The sequence below is a fragment of the Pectobacterium sp. A5351 genome, assembly GCF_028335745.1.
In the GTDB taxonomy this organism is placed as follows: Bacteria; Pseudomonadota; Gammaproteobacteria; order Enterobacterales; family Enterobacteriaceae; genus Pectobacterium.
Window position 1 is genome coordinate 216,863 of the sequence record NZ_CP116477.1, and the last position, 21,078, is coordinate 237,940.

At 53.1% G+C, this 21,078-nt stretch carries 14 protein-coding genes and 1 riboswitch; of the genes, 6 read left to right on the forward strand and 8 right to left on the reverse strand.

Annotated elements, in window-relative coordinates:
• The first annotated feature begins 288 nt into the window (after positions 1 to 288).
• From rpoB to shiA, 3 genes are all read left to right on the forward strand, one after another.
• Positions 289 to 4,317, forward strand: coding sequence for a DNA-directed RNA polymerase subunit beta (gene rpoB / locus O1Q74_RS01030; protein WP_225086523.1), 4,029 nt, complete (start codon positions 289 to 291; stop codon positions 4,315 to 4,317).
• A gap of 106 nt (positions 4,318 to 4,423) precedes the next feature.
• Entirely contained in the window at positions 4,424 to 8,647 is a 4,224-nt protein-coding gene (gene rpoC, locus O1Q74_RS01035) for a DNA-directed RNA polymerase subunit beta' (RefSeq protein WP_271875649.1), read from the forward strand.
• Positions 8,648 to 8,891: 244 nt separating this feature from the next.
• On the forward strand, positions 8,892 to 10,289 hold the full coding sequence (gene shiA / locus O1Q74_RS01040) for a shikimate transporter (protein WP_271875651.1): 1,398 nt from the start codon (positions 8,892 to 8,894) through the stop codon (positions 10,287 to 10,289).
• Between the two features lie 96 nt (positions 10,290 to 10,385).
• Here the strand turns inward: shiA and O1Q74_RS01045 are convergent, their stop codons facing one another.
• Positions 10,386 to 10,577: a DUF1127 domain-containing protein gene (locus tag O1Q74_RS01045; protein ID WP_010285501.1), complete on the reverse strand. Its 192-nt coding sequence runs from the start codon at positions 10,575 to 10,577 to the stop codon at positions 10,386 to 10,388.
• 173 nt (positions 10,578 to 10,750) lie between these two features.
• Between O1Q74_RS01045 and O1Q74_RS01050 the strand changes: the two genes are divergently transcribed.
• Positions 10,751 to 12,187 carry an aminotransferase-like domain-containing protein gene (locus O1Q74_RS01050; RefSeq protein ID WP_271875654.1) on the forward strand — a complete coding sequence of 479 codons (1,437 nt, stop codon included), beginning with the start codon at positions 10,751 to 10,753 and terminating at the stop codon, positions 12,185 to 12,187.
• 418 nt (positions 12,188 to 12,605) lie between these two features.
• Here the strand turns inward: O1Q74_RS01050 and thiH are convergent, their stop codons facing one another.
• The 7 genes from thiH to rsd all read right to left on the reverse strand — a co-directional run bounded on the left by thiH (position 12,606) and on the right by rsd (position 18,963).
• Positions 12,606 to 13,727: a 2-iminoacetate synthase ThiH gene (gene thiH / locus O1Q74_RS01055; protein WP_271875655.1), complete on the reverse strand. Its 1,122-nt coding sequence runs from the start codon at positions 13,725 to 13,727 to the stop codon at positions 12,606 to 12,608.
• On the reverse strand, positions 13,724 to 14,509 hold the full coding sequence (locus tag O1Q74_RS01060) for a thiazole synthase (protein WP_271875657.1): 786 nt from the start codon (positions 14,507 to 14,509) through the stop codon (positions 13,724 to 13,726). The genes thiH and O1Q74_RS01060 overlap by 4 nt, the downstream gene beginning before the upstream one ends.
• 1 nt (position 14,510) lies before the next feature.
• Positions 14,511 to 14,711: a sulfur carrier protein ThiS gene (thiS, locus tag O1Q74_RS01065; RefSeq protein ID WP_010285513.1), complete on the reverse strand. Its 201-nt coding sequence runs from the start codon at positions 14,709 to 14,711 to the stop codon at positions 14,511 to 14,513.
• Complete coding sequence (locus O1Q74_RS01070; RefSeq protein ID WP_271875661.1) at positions 14,708 to 15,487, reverse strand: HesA/MoeB/ThiF family protein; 780 nt, start codon at positions 15,485 to 15,487, stop codon at positions 14,708 to 14,710. The genes thiS and O1Q74_RS01070 overlap by 4 nt, the downstream gene beginning before the upstream one ends.
• Position 15,488: 1 nt before the next feature.
• Positions 15,489 to 16,130 carry a thiamine phosphate synthase gene (gene thiE, locus O1Q74_RS01075; protein WP_271875663.1) on the reverse strand — a complete coding sequence of 214 codons (642 nt, stop codon included), beginning with the start codon at positions 16,128 to 16,130 and terminating at the stop codon, positions 15,489 to 15,491.
• Positions 16,127 to 18,106, reverse strand: coding sequence for a phosphomethylpyrimidine synthase ThiC (gene thiC, locus O1Q74_RS01080; RefSeq protein ID WP_271875664.1), 1,980 nt, complete (start codon positions 18,104 to 18,106; stop codon positions 16,127 to 16,129). Before thiC ends, thiE begins: the two co-directional genes overlap by 4 nt.
• A gap of 119 nt (positions 18,107 to 18,225) precedes the next feature.
• Positions 18,226 to 18,379, reverse strand: a riboswitch (TPP riboswitch).
• A 122-nt stretch (positions 18,380 to 18,501) separates the two neighbouring features.
• Complete coding sequence (gene rsd, locus O1Q74_RS01085; protein WP_271875666.1) at positions 18,502 to 18,963, reverse strand: sigma D regulator; 462 nt, start codon at positions 18,961 to 18,963, stop codon at positions 18,502 to 18,504.
• A gap of 108 nt (positions 18,964 to 19,071) precedes the next feature.
• Here rsd and nudC point away from each other — a divergent pair, with 108 nt between their 5' ends.
• Positions 19,072 to 19,854: an NAD(+) diphosphatase gene (gene nudC / locus O1Q74_RS01090; protein ID WP_271875668.1), complete on the forward strand. Its 783-nt coding sequence runs from the start codon at positions 19,072 to 19,074 to the stop codon at positions 19,852 to 19,854.
• Between the two features lie 148 nt (positions 19,855 to 20,002).
• Positions 20,003 to 21,067, forward strand: a complete 1,065-nt coding sequence (gene hemE / locus O1Q74_RS01095) for a uroporphyrinogen decarboxylase (RefSeq protein WP_271875670.1) — start codon at positions 20,003 to 20,005, stop codon at positions 21,065 to 21,067.
• The last annotated feature ends 11 nt before the right edge of the window (positions 21,068 to 21,078 follow it).

Here is a 21,078-nt window from a genome sequence, read left to right on the forward strand (position 1 = left end):
TGGCTGGTGACTTTTTAGTCACCAGCCTTTTTGCGCTGTAGGGCATTGATGGGCTTTCGCACTGTTTAGCCATTGATTTCCCCAATATTTTTTTCTATTGACGACTTAATATACTGCTTTCCAGAACGGGCTCCCTGCCTGAGCAAAAGCAATGAAATGGTTTAAGAGTAATAGAAAGACGTATTACGGAAAGTTCCCCATTTTCCGACCAACATAAATAGTGTTGCATGAACTGTCCTTCTTAGGGCAGACAGAGTGGTTCGACTTGTCAGCTAGCTGAGGAACCCTATGGTTTACTCCTATACCGAGAAAAAACGCATTCGTAAGGATTTTGGTAAACGTCCGCAGGTTTTGGACGTACCTTATCTCCTTTCTATCCAACTTGACTCGTTCCAGAAGTTTATCGAGCAAGACCCGGAAGGTCAGTACGGTTTGGAAGCTGCATTCCGTTCTGTTTTCCCCATAAAAAGCTATAGCGGTAATTCAGAGCTGCAATACGTTAGCTATCGCTTGGGCGAGCCAGTATTTGACGTTAAAGAATGTCAGATCCGTGGTGTGACGTTCTCTGCGCCGCTACGCGTGAAACTGCGCCTGGTGATCTACGAGCGCGAAGCGCCTGAAGGCACCGTTAAAGACATCAAAGAACAAGAAGTTTACATGGGCGAAATTCCGCTCATGACCGACAACGGTACCTTCGTGATCAACGGCACTGAGCGTGTAATCGTATCTCAGCTGCATCGTAGTCCAGGTGTGTTCTTCGATAGCGACAAAGGTAAAACCCACTCTTCAGGTAAGGTGCTGTATAACGCACGTATTATTCCTTACCGTGGTTCCTGGTTGGATTTTGAGTTTGATCCGAAGGATAACCTGTTTGTTCGTATCGACCGTCGCCGCAAATTGCCTGCGACCATTATCCTGCGCGCGCTGGGTTACTCCACCGAACAGATTCTCGATCTTTTCTTCGATAAAATTGTCTATGAAATCAATGGCAATAAATTGCAGATGGATCTGGTTCCTGAGCGCTTGCGTGGTGAAACCGCATCGTTTGATATCGAAGCGAACGGTAAAGTTTATATCGAAAAAGGTCGCCGTATCACTGCGCGTCATATTCGTCAGTTAGAGAAAGACGGTATTGAGCGCATTGAAGTGCCTGTTGAATATATTGCTGGCAAAGTACTGTCCAAAGATTATATCGACGAGAGCACCGGTGAACTGATCGGCGCAGCCAACATGGAGCTGTCGCTGGATCTGCTGGCTAAACTGAGCCAGTCTGGTCACAAACGTATCGAGACTCTGTTCACCAACGATCTCGATCACGGCGCATACATGTCTGAAACCGTGCGTGTCGATCCATCAAACGATCGTCTGAGTGCGCTGGTTGAAATCTATCGTATGATGCGTCCTGGTGAGCCGCCAACGCGTGAAGCAGCAGAAACGCTGTTTGAGAACCTGTTCTTCTCTGAAGACCGCTACGATCTGTCTGCGGTTGGTCGTATGAAGTTCAACCGTTCTCTGTTGCGTGATGAGATCGAAGGTTCTGGTATCCTGAGCAAAGATGACATCATCGAAGTGATGAAGAAGCTCATTGATATCCGTAACGGTAAAGGCGAAGTGGACGATATCGACCACCTCGGCAACCGTCGTATCCGTTCCGTCGGCGAAATGGCAGAGAACCAATTCCGCGTGGGTCTGGTGCGTGTAGAACGTGCTGTAAAAGAACGTCTGTCTCTGGGCGATCTTGATACGCTGATGCCACAGGACATGATCAACGCCAAGCCGATTTCGGCTGCCGTGAAAGAGTTCTTCGGTTCGAGTCAGTTGTCACAGTTTATGGACCAGAACAACCCGCTGTCTGAGATTACGCACAAACGTCGTATCTCTGCATTGGGCCCAGGCGGTCTGACGCGTGAGCGTGCCGGCTTTGAAGTCCGTGACGTACACCCAACTCACTACGGCCGTGTTTGTCCTATCGAAACACCGGAAGGTCCTAACATTGGTCTGATCAACTCCCTGTCCGTTTATGCGCAAACGAACGAATACGGTTTCCTTGAAACCCCGTATCGTCGCGTGCGTGACAACGTGGTGACGGATGAGATCCATTACCTGTCTGCGATTGAAGAAGGTAACTTCGTTATCGCACAGGCGAACACCAATTTGGACGAAGAAGGCCGCTTCATCGACGAACTGGTTACCTGCCGTAACAAAGGCGAGTCCAGCTTGTTCAGCCGCGATCAGGTTGAATACATGGACGTTTCCACACAGCAGGTGGTTTCCGTCGGTGCATCCCTGATTCCGTTCCTGGAACACGATGACGCCAACCGTGCCCTGATGGGTGCGAACATGCAACGTCAGGCCGTTCCAACCCTGCGTGCTGATAAGCCGCTGGTTGGTACCGGCATGGAACGTGCTGTTGCGGTTGACTCCGGTGTAACTGCCGTAGCCAAACGTGGTGGTACAGTACAGTACGTGGATGCATCCCGTATTGTAATCCGCGTTAATGACGATGAAATGTATCCGGGCGAAGCCGGGATCGACATCTATAACCTGACCAAATATACCCGTTCTAACCAGAACACCTGCATCAGCCAGATGCCATGTGTGTCTCTGGGTGAGCCGGTAGAACGTGGTGATGTTCTGGCAGATGGCCCGTCTACCGATCTGGGTGAACTGGCGCTGGGTCAGAACATGCGCGTGGCATTCATGCCATGGAACGGTTACAACTTCGAAGACTCCATCCTCGTTTCCGAGCGTGTGGTTCAGGAAGATCGCTTTACGACCATCCACATTCAGGAACTGGCCTGTGTGTCTCGTGACACCAAGTTGGGGCCTGAAGAAATTACTGCGGATATCCCGAACGTGGGTGAAGCAGCACTTTCTAAACTGGATGAATCCGGCATCGTTTACATCGGCGCGGAAGTGACCGGTGGCGACATTCTGGTTGGTAAGGTAACGCCGAAAGGTGAAACCCAGCTGACGCCAGAAGAGAAACTGCTGCGTGCGATCTTCGGTGAGAAAGCGTCTGACGTTAAAGACTCTTCTCTGCGTGTACCAAACGGTGTTTCCGGTACGATTATCGACGTACAGGTCTTTACCCGCGATGGCGTGGAAAAAGACAAACGTGCGCTGGAAATCGAAGAAATGCAGCTGAAGCAGGCGAAGAAAGACCTGACTGAAGAATTGCAGATTCTGGAAGCGGGCCTGTTTGCACGTATCCACGCTGTGCTGGTTTCCGGCGGCGTAGAAGCCGACAAACTGGACAAACTGCCGCGCGAGCGCTGGTTGGAACTGGGTCTGACTGATGAAGATAAACAGAATCAGTTGGAACAGCTGGCAGAACAGTATGATGAGCTGAAGCACGAGTTTGAGAAAAAACTTGAAGCTAAGCGCCGTAAAATCACTCAGGGCGATGATCTGGCACCGGGCGTGCTGAAAATCGTCAAGGTTTATCTGGCCGTTAAACGTCAGATCCAACCGGGTGACAAAATGGCAGGTCGTCACGGGAACAAAGGTGTTATCTCCAAGATCAACCCGATCGAAGATATGCCTTACGATGAGAACGGTACGCCGGTCGATATCGTACTGAACCCGCTGGGCGTACCTTCACGTATGAACATTGGTCAGATTCTGGAAACCCATCTGGGTATGGCTGCGAAAGGTATCGGCGAGAAAATCAACGCCATGCTCAAGCAGCACGAAGAAGTGACTAAACTGCGTGAGTTCATCCAGAGAGCCTACGATCTGGGCGACGATGTGCGTCAAAAAGTTGACCTGAGCACTTTCTCAGACGAAGAAGTTATGCGTCTGGCTGAAAACCTGAAGAAAGGTATGCCAATTGCAACGCCGGTATTCGACGGTGCAAAAGAGAAAGAAATCAAGGAACTGTTACAGATGGGCGGTATCCCTACCTCCGGTCAGATTACCCTGTACGATGGACGTACCGGTGAGAAATTTGAGCGTCAGGTTACCGTGGGCTACATGTACATGCTGAAACTGAACCACTTGGTTGACGATAAGATGCATGCCCGTTCCACCGGTTCTTACAGTCTGGTTACTCAGCAGCCGCTGGGTGGTAAGGCGCAGTTCGGTGGTCAACGCTTCGGTGAGATGGAAGTGTGGGCGCTGGAAGCTTATGGTGCAGCTTATACCCTGCAAGAAATGTTGACTGTTAAGTCTGATGACGTGAACGGCCGTACCAAGATGTATAAGAACATCGTGGATGGCAATCATCAGATGGAACCAGGCATGCCGGAATCCTTCAACGTATTGTTGAAAGAAATCCGCTCGCTGGGTATCAACATCGAGCTGGAAGAAGAGTAATCCCAGCTCGTTGTATTGCTGGCATTCGTCATAGGGACACCTGAATTGTGTTGTTAACGGCATGATTCAGGTGTCTATCAGGTCTAACTCCGACAGGAGCCAATCCGTGAAAGACTTATTAAAGTTTCTGAAAGCGCAAACTAAAACCGAAGAGTTTGATGCGATCAAAATTGCTCTGGCCTCGCCAGACATGATCCGTTCGTGGTCTTTTGGTGAAGTTAAAAAGCCAGAAACCATCAACTACCGTACGTTCAAACCTGAGCGTGACGGCCTTTTCTGCGCCCGTATCTTTGGGCCGGTAAAAGATTATGAGTGCTTGTGCGGTAAGTATAAGCGCCTGAAACACCGCGGTGTTATTTGTGAGAAGTGCGGCGTTGAAGTGACCCAGACTAAAGTGCGCCGTGAGCGTATGGGCCACATCGAGCTGGCTTCTCCGACTGCGCACATCTGGTTCCTGAAGTCACTGCCTTCCCGTATCGGTTTGCTGCTGGATATGCCGCTGCGTGATATCGAACGCGTGCTTTATTTTGAATCTTATGTCGTGGTTGAAGGCGGCATGACCAACCTCGAGCGTCGTCAGATCCTGACTGAAGAGCAGTATCTGGATGCGCTGGAAGAGTTTGGTGATGAATTCGACGCGAAAATGGGCGCCGAAGCGATCCAGGCTCTGCTGAAGAATATGGATCTGGAGCAGGAATGCGAGCAGCTGCGTGAAGAGCTGACCGAAACCAACTCCGAAACCAAACGTAAGAAGCTGACGAAGCGTATTAAGCTGCTGGAAGCGTTCGTACAGTCTGGTAACAAGCCAGAGTGGATGATCCTGACCGTTCTGCCAGTACTGCCGCCAGATCTGCGTCCGTTGGTTCCGCTGGATGGTGGTCGTTTCGCGACTTCCGACCTGAACGATCTGTATCGTCGCGTGATCAACCGTAACAACCGTCTGAAACGTCTGCTGGATCTGGCTGCGCCAGATATCATCGTACGTAACGAAAAACGTATGCTGCAGGAAGCGGTTGATGCGCTGTTGGATAACGGCCGTCGTGGTCGTGCGATCACCGGTTCTAACAAACGTCCTCTGAAATCTTTGGCCGACATGATCAAAGGTAAACAGGGTCGTTTCCGTCAGAACCTGCTCGGTAAGCGTGTTGACTACTCCGGTCGTTCCGTAATCACCGTTGGTCCATACCTGCGTCTGCACCAGTGTGGTCTGCCGAAGAAAATGGCACTGGAGCTGTTCAAACCGTTCATCTACGGCAAGCTGGAACTGCGTGGTCTTGCTACCACTATTAAAGCCGCCAAGAAAATGGTTGAGCGCGAAGAAGCTGTCGTATGGGATATCCTGGACGAAGTGATTCGCGAACACCCGGTCCTGCTGAACCGTGCACCAACACTGCACCGTTTGGGTATTCAGGCATTTGAACCGGTTCTGATCGAAGGTAAAGCGATCCAACTGCATCCGCTGGTTTGTGCGGCCTATAACGCCGACTTCGATGGTGACCAGATGGCTGTGCACGTACCGCTGACGCTGGAAGCCCAGCTGGAAGCGCGTGCGTTGATGATGTCGACCAACAACATCCTGTCTCCTGCGAATGGTGAGCCAATCATCGTTCCTTCTCAGGACGTGGTATTGGGGCTGTATTACATGACGCGTGACTGTGTTAACGCCAAAGGCGAAGGCATGGTTCTCACGGGTCCGAAAGAAGCTGAACGCGTTTATCGCGCTGGTCTGGCCTCTCTGCATGCGCGCGTTAAAGTGCGTATCACGGAAGAGATCAAGAGCATCGAAGGCGAGGTTACGCATCAGACGACGCTGATTGACACGACTATCGGCCGTGCCATCCTCTGGATGATCGTACCGAAAGGTCTGCCGTATTCGATCGTTAACCAGCCTCTGGGCAAGAAAGCGATCTCCAAAATGCTGAACACCTGTTACCGCATTTTGGGTCTGAAACCGACGGTTATCTTTGCTGACCAGATCATGTATACCGGTTTTGCTTACGCGGCGCGCTCTGGTGCTTCCGTAGGTATCGACGACATGGTTATCCCGGAGAAAAAAGCCGAGATTATCGAAGAAGCCGAAACCGAAGTTGCCGAGATTCAGGAGCAGTTCCAGTCTGGTCTGGTTACCGCGGGCGAACGCTACAACAAAGTGATCGATATCTGGGCGGCGGCGAACGAGCGTGTTGCGAAGGCGATGATGGAAAACCTGTCCGTTGAGGATGTGGTTAACCGTGATGGCGTGGTTGAGCAACAGGTTTCTTTCAACAGCATCTTTATGATGGCCGACTCCGGTGCGCGTGGTTCTGCGGCACAGATTCGTCAGTTGGCGGGGATGCGTGGTCTGATGGCGAAACCAGATGGTTCCATCATCGAGACGCCGATTACCGCAAACTTCCGTGAAGGTCTGAACGTACTTCAGTACTTCATCTCGACGCACGGTGCGCGTAAAGGTCTGGCGGATACCGCACTGAAAACCGCAAACTCCGGTTATCTGACTCGTCGTCTGGTTGACGTTGCGCAGGATCTGGTTGTGACCGAAGACGATTGTGGTACCCACGAAGGTATCATGATGACGCCGGTTATCGAGGGTGGTGATGTTAAAGAACCACTGCGTGAGCGCGTACTGGGTCGTGTAACGGCTGAAGACGTGATCAAACCGGGCACGGCGGATATTCTGGTTCCACGCAACACGCTGCTGAACGAGCAGTGGTGTGACATGTTGGAAGAGAACTCCGTTGACGCCGTTAAAGTACGTTCAGTCGTAAGCTGCGAAACCGACTTTGGCGTGTGCGCCAATTGCTATGGTCGCGATCTGGCTCGTGGCCATATCATCAATAAAGGTGAGGCCATCGGGGTTATCGCGGCACAGTCTATCGGTGAGCCGGGTACACAGTTAACCATGCGTACGTTCCACATCGGTGGTGCGGCATCGCGTGCGGCAGCTGAGTCCAGCATTCAGGTGAAAAACAAAGGTAGCCTGAAACTGAACAACGCGAAGTTCGTTATGAACAGCAACGGTAAACTGGTTATTACTTCACGTAATACCGAACTGAAACTGATCGACGAATTCGGACGTACCAAAGAAAGCTATAAAGTGCCTTACGGTGCAGTGATGGCGAAGGGTGATGGCTCAGAAGTTAGCGGTGGCGAAACCGTCGCAAACTGGGATCCGCATACCATGCCAGTGGTGACCGAGGTAAGCGGCTTCATCCGCTTTGCTGATATGATTGACGGTCAGACCATTACTCGCCAGACCGATGAACTGACCGGTTTGTCTTCTATCGTCGTTCTGGATAGCGCAGAGCGTACTGGTAGCGGTAAAGACTTGCGTCCAGCACTGAAAATCGTTGACGGCAAAGGTGAAGATGTACTGATCCCAGGTACTGATATGCCTGCTCAATACTTCCTGCCGGGTAAAACGATTGTTCAGTTGGAAGATGGGGTGCAGATTGGTGCCGGTGATACATTGGCGCGTCTCCCTCAAGAATCCAGTGGTACCAAGGATATTACCGGTGGTCTGCCACGCGTAGCCGACCTGTTCGAAGCTCGTCGTCCGAAAGAGCCAGCTATTCTGGCAGAAATCAGCGGTATCATTTCCTTCGGTAAAGAAACCAAAGGTAAACGTCGTCTGGTGATTTCTCCGTTGGATGGCAGCGATGCTTACGAAGAGATGATTCCGAAATGGCGTCAGCTCAACGTGTTCGAAGGTGAAGTGGTGGAACGTGGTGACGTTGTTTCCGACGGCCCAGAATCTCCGCACGATATCCTGCGTCTGCGTGGTGTACATGCAGTAACGCGTTATATCACCAACGAAGTTCAGGAAGTTTACCGCCTGCAAGGCGTTAAGATTAACGATAAACACATTGAAGTTATCGTTCGTCAGATGTTGCGTAAAGGCACCATCGTTAACGCCGGTAGCACGGAGTTCCTGGAAGGCGAGCAGGCAGAAGTGTCTCGCATCAAGATTGCCAACCGTCAGTTGGAAGCGGATGGCAAGATCACGGCAACATACAGCCGCGATCTGCTGGGTATCACCAAAGCATCTCTGGCGACCGAGTCCTTCATTTCTGCGGCATCGTTCCAGGAAACGACGCGCGTACTGACCGAAGCCGCTGTTGCGGGTAAACGTGATGAGCTGCGTGGCCTGAAAGAGAACGTTATCGTGGGTCGTCTGATCCCTGCGGGTACGGGTTATGCGTACCATCAAGATCGTCTGCGCCGCCGTCAGGCAGGTGAAGCGCCAGTCGTGCCTCAGGTGAGTGCCGATGAAGCGTCTGCTAACCTGGCCGAACTGCTTAACGCAGGCTTTGGTAGCAGCGACGACGAATAAGTCTCTTTACGCTGCACTACCATGCGGTAAATAACAAAAACCCCGACTATGATGGTCGGGGTTTTTTTATGGCGGATTCCCAGCGGACGGCTCCATCGTAAACGACGTTTAGGCATGTCTTCCTGAAATTTTTTATAGCGCACATCCTTGTGCGCTACCTAAAGGCCGTCGCAAGCGACGTTAAAAATGTCATCCCTGAATTTTTTGTTGTACAGTAGTGTAAAGTAAATAGAACGGAACCGACATGGACACCTCAACTACGCCAACACTCTCACAGCCTGGCGGCTCAGTACCTCATCAGGATGATTCAATTTCATCTGACAAAACCCTACAAACACAGTCAGTAAGCCATTCTCAGCATAAAGCGAAACGTGCCGCCTGGGGCAGCTTTGTGGGGGCCGTGGTGGATTGGTATGATTTCTTGCTGTACGGAATTGTTGCCGCCCTTGTATTTAATACCGAGTTTTTCCCGCAGATCAGCCCGACAATGGGGACGCTGGCGGCATTTGGTACGTTTGGCGTAGGTTTTCTGTTCCGTCCGCTCGGCGGTATGGTGTTTGGGCACTTTGGCGATAAGCTGGGCCGTAAGCGGATGTTGATGATCACGGTCTGGATGATGGGTATTTCCACGGCGCTGATTGGGCTGTTGCCATCGTTTGATTCCATCGGCTGGTGGGCTCCGGTGTTGCTGGTTACGCTGCGGGCAATTCAGGGATTTGCCGTCGGTGGTGAATGGGGTGGTGCAGCGCTGTTGGCGGTAGAGAATGCGCCGAAGAAGAAGAAAGCCTTTTACAGCAGCGGGGTACAGGTTGGTTTTGGCGTCGGGCTGTTACTGGCTACAGGGTCGGTATCGCTGGTCAGTAATTTGACGACCAATGAAGAATTTATCACCTGGGGCTGGCGTTTGCCGTTCTTGTTCAGCCTGATTCTGGTTGCGATTGCCTGGTGGGTGCGTAACGGGATGGATGAGTCTCAGGAGTTTGAGGCGAATAAGACGCTGGGAGAAAGAGCAAACAAACTGCGTTCGTTCCCTATTATGGAAGCACTGCGCCAGCACCCGAAGGCATTTCTGCTGATTATTGCGCTACGGCTTGGCGAACTGCTGACGATGTATATCGTCACCGCATTTGCCCTCAATTACTCCACCACCCATCTTGGTCTATCGCGGGATATTTTCCTGAATATCGGGCTGCTGGTGGGGGCGATCAGTTGCGTGTCTATTCCTTTTTTTGCCTATCTGGCGGATAGCTTTGGCCGCCGTCGGATCTACGTTACCGGTGCGCTGATTGGTGCCGCGAGTGCAGTGCCCTTCTTTATGGCGCTGGAAAGCCATAACACGCTGCTGATTCTGTTCTTTGCCATCATGCTGGCGAATATTGCTCACGATATGATTGTTAGCGTACAGCAACCGATGTTTACCGAGCTATTTGGTACGGCGTACCGCTACAGTGGAGCGGGTGTAGGTTACCAGGTCGCCAGCGTGGTCGGCGGTGGGTTTACGCCTTTTATCGCTGTGCTGCTGGTGCAGTTTATGGATGGTTCATGGCACGCGGTGGCGGCTTACCTTGCCATTGGTTGTTTGCTGTCAGCGATTGTCGGAATGCAGATGAAAGCAAAACCGGCGGACGCTTTACCTCACTAATATCCCCATCGCTCTAATCCAAAATGCCGATACAGATGCAGCGTCTGTATCGGCACGTTTCTTCTGTTTTTTTGTCTACTGTTCTCTGCGTCGGTGTTATCTGAACCGATCGAGATCGCTTCGCTTCAGCCCGATATCCTTAAGTCCGTCATCGCTCATATTTCGTAGTATCTTCAGCGTTTGTGCCCTTGCCCGCCAGGCTTTCCACAAGCGGTACGGCAAAATCAGCATGAGCCAGAACGGTGACTCGCGGAACGGTTTTTGTGATCGATTCTCATGAAATTCCATATTTTCCCCCTCGCCAGTGAATGATCGCTATGATGGGGCGAAAGGTATTTTCAATACAGACTCAAAAAATCCATTTTTTTAGCATACAGATTGTGTGATATTGCATCTGAATGGTGATTTTTATTCGAATCTGTACTGGTTACTGCTGAGAATCTTGAGAGGGGATGATACTGATGACGCGTTATCAACACCTTGCCGGGCTGTTAGAACAGCGGATCGAACAAGGATTGTACCAAAGTGGAGAGCGCCTGCCTTCGGTACGGGCGCTGAGTACAGAACATGGTGTAAGCATCAGTACCGTACAGCAGGCCTACCATCTGCTGGAAACCCGGCAGTTGATTATGCCGCAGCCGCGTTCTGGATATTTTGTTATGCCGCGTAAGGCAACGCCGCCTGTACCCGCGCTAACGCGTCCTGCCCAGCGTCCGGTTGAGATCACGCAGTGGGAATCGGTACTGGAGCTGGTGAATGTGCGTCTGGAAACGAACGTACTGAAATTTGGTAGCGGAATGCCGGATGTGAGCCAGCCGACCATCAAACCACTGTGGAAAGAGATGAGTCGTCTCTGTCAGTATCAGGATTCCCGCATCTTACAATATGACAGCGTATATGGTGTGCCTGCGCTGCGTGAACAGATTGCCCGTCTTACCGTGGACTGCGGCTGCCAACTGACGCAAGATGATATTGTGGTCACGACCGGATGTCAGGAAGCCCTATTTGTTGCCGTCCGCGCCGTTTGTCAGCCTGGCGACATCGTGGCCGTTGAATCACCCGCTTTTCCGGGCACGATGCAGATCCTTCGTGGGCTGGATATCAAAGCGATCGAGATCCCAACCGACTCTGTGACGGGGATCAGTCTTGAAGCGTTAAGACTGGCGCTGGATCAGTGGCCGATCAAAGCCGTCCTGCTGGTGCCGAGCTGTAACAATCCGCTTGGCTTCATCATGCCTGACGCCCGTAAGAAATCGCTGGTGACGTTGGCACAGCATTTTGATATCGCGATTATTGAAGATGATGCCTATGGCGAGCTGGCCTATGAGTATCCGCGTCCCCGCGCGATAAAATCATTTGATGAAGATGGACGTGTGCTGCTGTGCAGCTCGTTTTCCAAGAACCTGGCTCCCGGTTTGCGCGTCGGCTGGATTGCTCCGGGGCGCTATCTGGAGCGGGTGATTCATACAAAATACATCAGTACAGGATCGACTGTGGTGCAGCCTCAGCTAGCCGTGGCGGAATTTATTCGTAACGGACACTATCAACCTCATCTACGTCGTATGCGCGCTCAGTACAAGGCTAATCTGGATACGTTTACCTGCTGGGTACGTGAGTATTTTCCGTCCAATATTTGCGTGAGTCGTCCTCAGGGTGGCTTTCTGATGTGGATTGAACTGCCGGAATATTTTGATTCGCTCAAGCTTAGCCGTGAGGTCAGAAAAGCGGGCATACAGATAGCCGCGGGTTCGCTCTTCTCCGCCTCGGGAAAATACCGTAATTGTCTTCGGCTCAATTATGCCAATCGCTTTACGGAAGAAATGCGGGAAGGGTTGCGCATCGTGGGTAGTGAAATCGCGAAGATGATGCACACTTTTCCTGACCAGAACGTAACCTGATTATTTTTAAGGAAGGGCCGATACGGGTAAGGATAAGCCCCGTATCGGCGGGTTGATGTGCAGAGCCGATAAGTAGCAAACAGCTCCGGCCAGCAAGCTCCGTAATCATGCTCAGGCTTGCCAACGACGCTACTGTATTCTTCGTTGCAGGCCGTGACGATAGGCCGAATGTCATGTTGCGTGGCGCTATCCTGAGAATATTGCTTTACATGTAATTCTCATTTCAGCCTGCGAGCCGCTTCGCAAATCAGGCGTATCACGCATACCGATCGCTTAAGATCTGAGATACGAGGGCTACCACGGTGCGAGGTGTCCCTGCGGGAACCTCATCACCGTGTTTCCCTCTCACTTCACGCTTAAGTGACCAATATCAGGCGCATCGCCGCGTTACCCGCTCAATGACTTATTTTTTCAGTAACTACCGGCCTAAATAACCGTCCCAGTCTTTCCACACGGGCTGGAGGCCTGCGCGCACGATGGCCTGCGCTACGTCTTCAGGGCGTCGTGAGTCATGGGGTGAAAACTGTTCCAGTTCAGGATGGTCGTCCGCATAGCCACCCGGTTGGGTTTTGGAAAAGGCGCTGACGTTGTTAATCGCGATAGGGATGGCATGATCGCGAAAGAACGGTGATTCGCGCGTGGAGAGCGACAGTTCAATATCCGGTGACAGTAATCGGAATGCGCAAATCACCTGCATGAGCTGGGCTTCATCCATAATCGATGCCGGTTCAATGCCGCCTGCACAGGGGCGCAGGCGCGGGAACGAGATAGAATATCGGCTTTGCCAGTAATTCTGCTGCAAGTGCAACAGGTGTTCCGCCACCATGTAGCAGTCGGTGCGCCAGCTAGTGGACAGGCCGATTAAGGCGCCCAGCCCGATCTTGTCGATCCCGGCGCGCCCGAGCCGATCCGGCGTGGCGAGCCGCCAGTGGAAATCCTGTTTTTGTCCTTTTAGATGGTGCAACTGGTAGGTTGCCGGATGATAGGTTTCCTGATAGACCATCACGCCATCCAGCCCCAGCGCTTTCAACTCGGCGTACTCGTCCTGCGACAGCGGTTGGACTTCGATCATCAGCGAACTGAAGAGCGGCCGGATCAGCGGAAAGACGCGGCGAAAATAATCCATACCCACCTTGCGTTGGTGTTCGCCCGTCACGAGCAACAGGTGCTCAAACCCGAGTGCCTTGATAGCGGCGCATTCACGCAGGATCTCTGCCTCATCCAGCGTTTTCCGCTTGATGGGGTTGCTCATCGAAAAGCCGCAGTAGGTGCAGTCATTAGAACACAGATTGGACAGATACAGCGGTACATAAAAGCCCACCGTATTACCGAAACGCTGACGGGTGAGCTGCTGCGCCCGTTGCGCCAGCGGTTCCAGATAAGCGCTGGCGGCGGGTGAAATGAGCGCCATAAAATCGTCACGCGTCAGGTGTGGTGCAGCAAGTGCGCGCTCAACGTCCAATGCGGTTTTACCGTTGATGCGCAGCGTCAGATCATCCCAGTCGAGCGGTTCCCAGACGGTTTGAAAATCAACGTTCATCGTTCCGTTCCTTCCGTTGGCTGATACAGAAAACCGGTGAGCGGGCTGGTGGCACTGGCGACGAACTGCTTACTTCCCAGACCCGCCTGACGAGCAAGATCACCTGCCTCGATTGCCAGTCGGAATGCGTGCGCCATCGCCACCGGATCGCGAGCAACCGCGATTGCCGTATTGACCAGCACGGCGTCGGCACCCATTTCCAGCGCGTCGGCCGCATGGCTGGGGGCACCAATGCCCGCATCGACAATCACCGGAACGCGCGCTTGTTCGATGATGATGCGGAGAAAATCACGCGTTTGCAGCCCCTGATTGGAGCCAATGGGCGCGCCGAGCGGCATCACCGCCGCGCAGCCAGCCTCTTCCAGCCGTTTGCACAGTACTGGATCGGCCCCGCAGTAAGGTAGAACCGTGAATCCTTCTTTTACCAGCTGTTCGGCGGCCTTCAGGGTTTCAATAGGGTCGGGCAGCAGGTATTTCACATCGGGGTGAATTTCCAGTTTCAGCCAGCGAGTGCCCAGCGCTTCTCGCGCCAGTCGGGCGGCAAAAATAGCTTCGTCTGCGGTTTTGGCTCCTGAGGTATTCGGCAGCAGCTTAATGCCGAGCTGGCGTAGCGGGGCGAGAATGGCATCGTTGCCGCCGTTCAGGTCAACGCGTTTCATCGCCATGGTAACTAACTGGGAACCAGAAGCCTCAAGTGCCGCCAGCATCAGTTCTGGCGTGGCGAATTTCCCGGTTCCGGTCAGCAGTCGTGAAGCTAATGTCGTATCGGCAATGTGCAGCATGTCATCCTCCCGCGATTGCCTGAAAAAGCAAAATATCATCACCGTCCTGAACCTGATGCTGTGACCAGGTGGCGTGCGGGATAATGGTCTGATTGATAGCCAGCGCCGTGCCGGGCTGGAGCCGGTTTATCTGGCTTAGCAGCGCTTCAACCGTGATGGCCTCTGGGAATTCAAAGGGCTCATCATTCAGCGTGATTCTCATGCTGCTCCCCCACAGACTGAGCAATGGGGGGCACGCGTGAGCTGGAGCGTGTTCCAGCTCTGCTGTTTGCCATTGAACATTCTCAGCTTGCCATCCAGCGCAGATGGCATACCTGCCAGCAGCTTGATCGCTTCCAGTGCCTGAAGTGTGCCAATTACGCCGACCACCGGACCCAGCACGCCTGCGGTACGGCAGTTGCGTTGTGGTTCGGTCGTATCGGGATAGAGGCAGGCGTAGCAGCCAGAGTGATAAGGCGGCGTGAAGACCGCGAGCTGACCGCTGAAACCGACGGCGCTTCCGCTGATGAGTGGCTTGCCTGCGCGAAAGCAGGCGGCGTTAACCGCGTGGCGAGTGGCCATGTTGTCGCTGCAATCCAACACCAGATCGACGCGGCTGACGGCGTTATCTAGTGTCTCACCACTAAGCCTTTCAGTGAGTGCGATGGCTTCCGAGTGCGGATTTAACGCCTGTAGCTGACGCTGTGCCAGCACGGCTTTGGGTTTGTCGGTGTCGCTGGTGCGATACAGAATCTGGCGTTGCAGGTTGCTGATATGCAGTGCGTCATCGTCGGCAAGCAGCAGCGTGCCGATCCCTGCGGCAGCCAGATAGAGCGAAGCGGGCGCGCCCAGTCCACCCAGTCCGACTAGCAGAACGCAGGCGGCTTTGAGCTTATCCTGACCTTCCGGGCCAATATCTTCCAGCATGAGTTGACGGCTGTAGCGCATGAACTCGCTATCGCTCAGTCCGGCTGGAGTAGAGTGGTGATGCGTTGCCATGTTATGCCTCCCGCCCTTCAATCATCCTGAGCAACGTTGCCGTCGCCTGACGCCAGTCCGGTGCCTGAGTAATGGCACTGACGACAGCAATGCTGCCGACGCCCGTTTTCAGCACCGCAGGGACGCTATCGATGCTGATACCGCCGATCGCAACGGTGGGAAAACGGCCTTGCAGATCGGTTATGTGTCGCGTCAGTTCGGCCAGCCCCTGCGGCGCTGATGGCATATCTTTGGTTTGCGTGGGGAAAATATGTCCCAGTGCGATGTAGGACGGGTTTATCGCCACCGCGCGCGCCAGTTCACGATCGTCGTGCGTGGAAACGCCTAAGCGCAGTCCAGCTTGTTTAATCGCTGCCAGATCGGCGGTATCCAGATCTTCCTGACCCAGATGTACGCCGTACGCCTGATGTTTTATCGCTAATTTCCAGTAGTCATTGATGAAGAGCTGCGCCTGATAGCGACGACCCAATGCGATCGCCTGGATCACATCGGTTTCGGCTTGTTCATCTGACCGATCTTTGATCCTGAGCTGGATCGTTTTCACCCCGATGCTGAGTAAGCGTTCAATCCACTCCACGCTATCGACGACGGGATACAGCCCCAGCCGCTGCGCCGTTGGGGCAAAAGGCGTCGAGTCTGTCATTTGCTTTCCTCGGTTTGCAGGCTGGTGGCGCTGTGATAAAGCTCGCTGCCGCGAGAGCGGAATTCTTGCGACATCTGCGCCATACCCACTTCGATCGGTTTGGCTTCCGCTTCCTGTTTCGCGGCGTAGTCGCGTACTTCCTGTGAGATTTTCATCGAGCAGAATTTGGGGCCGCACATAGAACAGAAGTGAGCGACTTTACCGGATTCCTGCGGCAGCGTTTCATCGTGGTAGGCACGTGCCGTTTGGGGATCGAGCGCCAGATTGAACTGGTCTTCCCAGCGGAATTCGAAACGTGCTTTCGACATGGCGTTATCACGGATCTGCGCACCGGGATGACCTTTCGCCAGATCGGCGGCGTGAGCGGCGATCTTGTAGGTAATCAGCCCCTGTTTGACGTCTTCTTTGTTCGGCAGGCCTAGATGTTCCTTCGGCGTTACATAACAGAGCATCGCGCAGCCGAACCAGCCGATCATGGCGGCACCGATGCCGGAGGTGAAGTGATCGTAACCCGGTGCGATATCGGTGGTTAACGGGCCGAGCGTATAGAATGGCGCTTCATGGCAGTGCTCCAGTTCTTCGGTCATGTTGCGGCGGATCATCTGCATCGGAACATGGCCGGGGCCTTCGATCATCACCTGTACGTCGTATTCCCAGGCGATTTTGGTCAGCTCGCCCAACGTATGTAGCTCAGCAAACTGGGCTTCGTCGTTGGCATCCTGAATGGAGCCGGGACGTAAGCCATCGCCTAGTGACAGCGCGACGTCATAAGCGGCACAGATTTCACAGATTTCGCGGAAGTGTTCGTACAGGAAGCTTTCTGTGTGATGTGACAGGCACCATTTCGCCATAATGGAACCGCCGCGTGAGACGATGCCGGTCAGGCGTTTGGCCGTCATCGGTACATAGCGCAGCAGCACACCCGCATGGATAGTGAAATAGTCCACGCCCTGTTCTGCCTGTTCCAGCAGCGTATCGCGGAACATTTCCCAATTCAGGTTTTCCGCCACGCCGTTCACTTTTTCCAGCGCCTGATAGATTGGCACGGTACCGATTGGCACGGGACTGTTGCGCAGAATCCACTCGCGGGTTTCATGAATATAGCGGCCAGTTGAGAGATCCATCACCGTATCCGCGCCCCAGCGGGTAGACCAGACCAGCTTTTCCACCTCTTCTTCGATGGAGGACGTCACGGCGGAATTACCGATATTGGCGTTAACCTTCACCAGAAAATTGCGTCCGATGATCATCGGCTCTGATTCGGGATGGTTGATGTTGGAAGGAATAATGGCGCGACCGGCGGCGACTTCCTGACGAACGAATTCCGGCGTGATGTTTTCCGGCAGAAGTGCACCGAAACTTTGCCCCGGATGCTGCTGGCGCAGCACGTCAGTGCGAATACGCTCGCGTCCCATATTTTCGCGAATGGCGATAAATTCCATTTCGGGGGTAATGATCCCCTGTCGTGCATAGTGAAGCTGAGTGACGCGTTTGCCCGCTTTGGCACGAAGCGGCCGTGGCAAGTGTTCGAAGCGCAGATGATCAAGACCGGCATCTGCCAGACGCTGCTGAGTGAAATCGGAACTGACGCCGGATAGCGCCTCGGTGTCGTGACGTTCGGCAATCCAACTGGCGCGCAGCTTCGCTAAGCCAACGCGGACATCGGGTTGGGCGGCGGGGTCGCCATAGGGCCCTGACGTATCATAAACCGGGATCGGTTCATTGGGTTCGTATTGCGGATTGTCTTTGCTGCCGCCGAGTAGCGTCGGGCTGAGCTGAATTTCTCGCATTGGCACGTGAATATCGTCGCGCGAACCTGCAAGGTAGATACGTTTGGAATTAGGGAAGGCTGTTCCCTGTAAGGTGTCGATAAATTGCTGGGCGGCGGAACGCTGCTCGCGGCGACCCGATTTGGATGCTGTAGATAACTCTGTCTTTACCGACGAGGTTTTTATAGACAAGGGTTCTGTAGACATAGCAAGTTCCTGTAAGACGTAAAGGGAAGATTGCTTGTCTGGAGCCGGAGGGAGTAATAATGATATCAAGCATCAGAGCAGGTATGTAGGAATACGCAGCCTTGGGCTCAATCTCAATGAGGTGCATTACTCTTGTTCCCTTCGCAGGTATTAACCCGATCAGGTTCCGCGGATCCCGAATTAACGGTCTCAGCCTGTGCGCTCATAGGTTTCGTAAAACGATTGATTTCGTAAAACAAAACACGAGCACGCTAGGCACTCCGACAAGATATGCCCGTTTCTTAAACGGGCCAATAAAACCCCTACACTGTATGTCGGCAAAACGCGGATGTCAAAGCGTGTCGCTTTTGCCTGTACAGCGTGTGGCGATGTTTTTAAATAACGTCAAATGACCGCTAGTTGTCGTAAACCAGACGGATCATGTTGTCTTCTAACGTAAAACGCTCTTCCAGAGCTTCACCGACGCTGGAGAGTGCCTGCTGAAATTTGAGACAGTTATCATGGTCGATGGCGGCCGCCAAATGGCTATCGTAAAACGTCATAATGTGCTGCGTGTTATTTTGCAAGGCGAGGTCGAGCTGGGTGGAAAGGGCTAAGAGCTGTTCGCTGTGTGTCGCTGCTTCATGCAGCATCTTTTCGTATAAATGAAAGTGGCCGGTAGAAAGGTAATCCACCAGATTCTGGCAAAAATTATCCAATGCTTCTTCATCCAGAAGAGAAAGCGCTTCCTTGTTCGGCTTGATGCCAACCAGATGATAGTAAGCCACCAGAAGCTGCTTACGCGCTTGTAGCCATTGGTCGATTAACGCATTATTGCCACCAACGTATTCAGTCAGACTTTGTAGCTGGTTTAGCATCGTTGACTCCGTGAAGGGTAAGAAATAACTGAAATCCCAGTTATAAAACTTATGTAATCACTCTGAATGTAAAATGCCAGTGAAGTGGCAGTGGAGCAATAAAAAGATATGGAACAGACGCTAAAAGGTGATGAGACCGGCTGGTGGGTGGTTAGCGATGCGGTACAAATCTGGCTGCCCCAGGGAGAATTACCGTGTGGAACGGCGATAGAGTGGTCTTTGCAGGGGAAAACGGCTCGCCAAATCGGCGAATGGCAAGAACAGCCCGTCTGGCTGGTGTGTCAGGGCCGTGATACCGATATGGCCTCGGTTCGCCAACTGCTCGAGCAGGACGTGGGCTTATTCCAACTGGCGGGGCGAGGTGTACAGCTGGCTGAGTTCTATCGTTCTCATCGTTTTTGCGGTTACTGCGGCCATGAAATGGTGCGGAGTAAAACGGAACTGGCGTGCTTATGCCACCACTGCAAAGAGCGTTATTATCCGCAGATCGCACCTTGCATCATTGTCGCGATTCGCCGTGGCGATGAGATTTTGCTGGCGCAGCATAATCGACATCGCGGAAATATGTACACCGTGCTGGCTGGGTTTGTGGAAGTCGGTGAAACGTTGGAACAGACGGTCGTACGTGAGGTGATGGAAGAGAGCCAAATCCAGATAAAAAACCTGCGCTACGTGAGTTCGCAGCCTTGGCCTTTCCCGCATTCGTTGATGATGGCGTTTATGGCTGAGTATGCGGGTGGAGACATCAAGCACGACCCGAAAGAGCTGCGTGACGCGGGCTGGTTCCGCTTTGACCAACTCCCGCAACTGCCCCCGCCGGGCACCGTGGCACGTCGGCTTATCGAAGATACGGTGGTGTTGTGTCGCACTTATCACGAGAACGAAGGCTGACGTGGTACTATTTGCGCCATGAATGGCTCGCGTACACAACGTACTCGCGTCATAGCGTATTCGTTTTATAAAGCGTTCGTTTTATAACGCATCCGTTTCATCATATCTACCCGGTGTCGAACCGCCGTGAGGTTGAAAGGAAAAGAACATGACTGATCTGAAAAACGATCGCTACTTGCGGGCGTTATTGCGCCAACCCGTTGATGTTACCCCGGTGTGGATGATGCGTCAGGCGGGGCGTTATTTGCCGGAATATAAGGCAACGCGCGCGCAGGCGGGGGATTTTATGTCGCTGTGTAAAAGCGCAGAACTGGCTTGCGAAGTCACGTTACAACCTTTACGGCGCTATGCGCTGGATGCGGCAATCCTGTTCTCCGATATCCTGACCATCCCTGATGCTATGGGATTAGGGCTCTATTTTGAAGCGGGGGAAGGCCCTCGTTTCCATTCTCCTATTACGTCCCATGCCGATGTGGTGAACCTGCCAGTTCCCGATCCAGAGCAGGAACTGGGTTATGTGATGAACGCGGTGCGGACGATCCGTAAAAACCTTGCCGGTGAAGTGCCGTTGATCGGTTTCTCGGGCAGCCCGTGGACGCTGGCGACCTATATGGTTGAAGGCGGTAGCAGCAAAGCGTTTACCGTCATCAAGAAAATGATGTTCGCTGAGCCTAAAACGTTACACCTGCTGCTGGATAAGCTGGCTGATAGCGTCATTCTTTATCTCAACGCGCAAATTCGCGCTGGCGCGCAGGCGGTCATGGTATTCGATACCTGGGGCGGCGCGCTGAGCGGACGTGACTACAAAGAATTCTCCCTGCGGTACATGCATAAGATTGTTGATGGTTTACAACGTGAGAACGAAGGTCGCCGAGTGCCTGTGACGCTCTTTACCAAAGGCGGAGGCCAGTGGCTGGAGGCGATGGCAGAAACGGGCTGTGACGCGCTGGGGCTGGACTGGACGAGCGATATTGCCGACGCACGCCGTCGGGTCGGCGATAGAGTGGCGCTACAGGGTAATATGGATCCGTCGATGTTGTATGCCGATCCTGCACGGATCGAACAGGAAGTGGCATCTATCCTCGCTGGATTTGGGCAAGGCAACGGACATGTTTTCAATCTGGGTCACGGCATTCATCAAGACGTGCCGCCGGAACATGCAGGCGTTTTTGTTGAGGCCGTACATCGGTTGTCCCGCCCTTATCACGCATGATTCACAGGAGG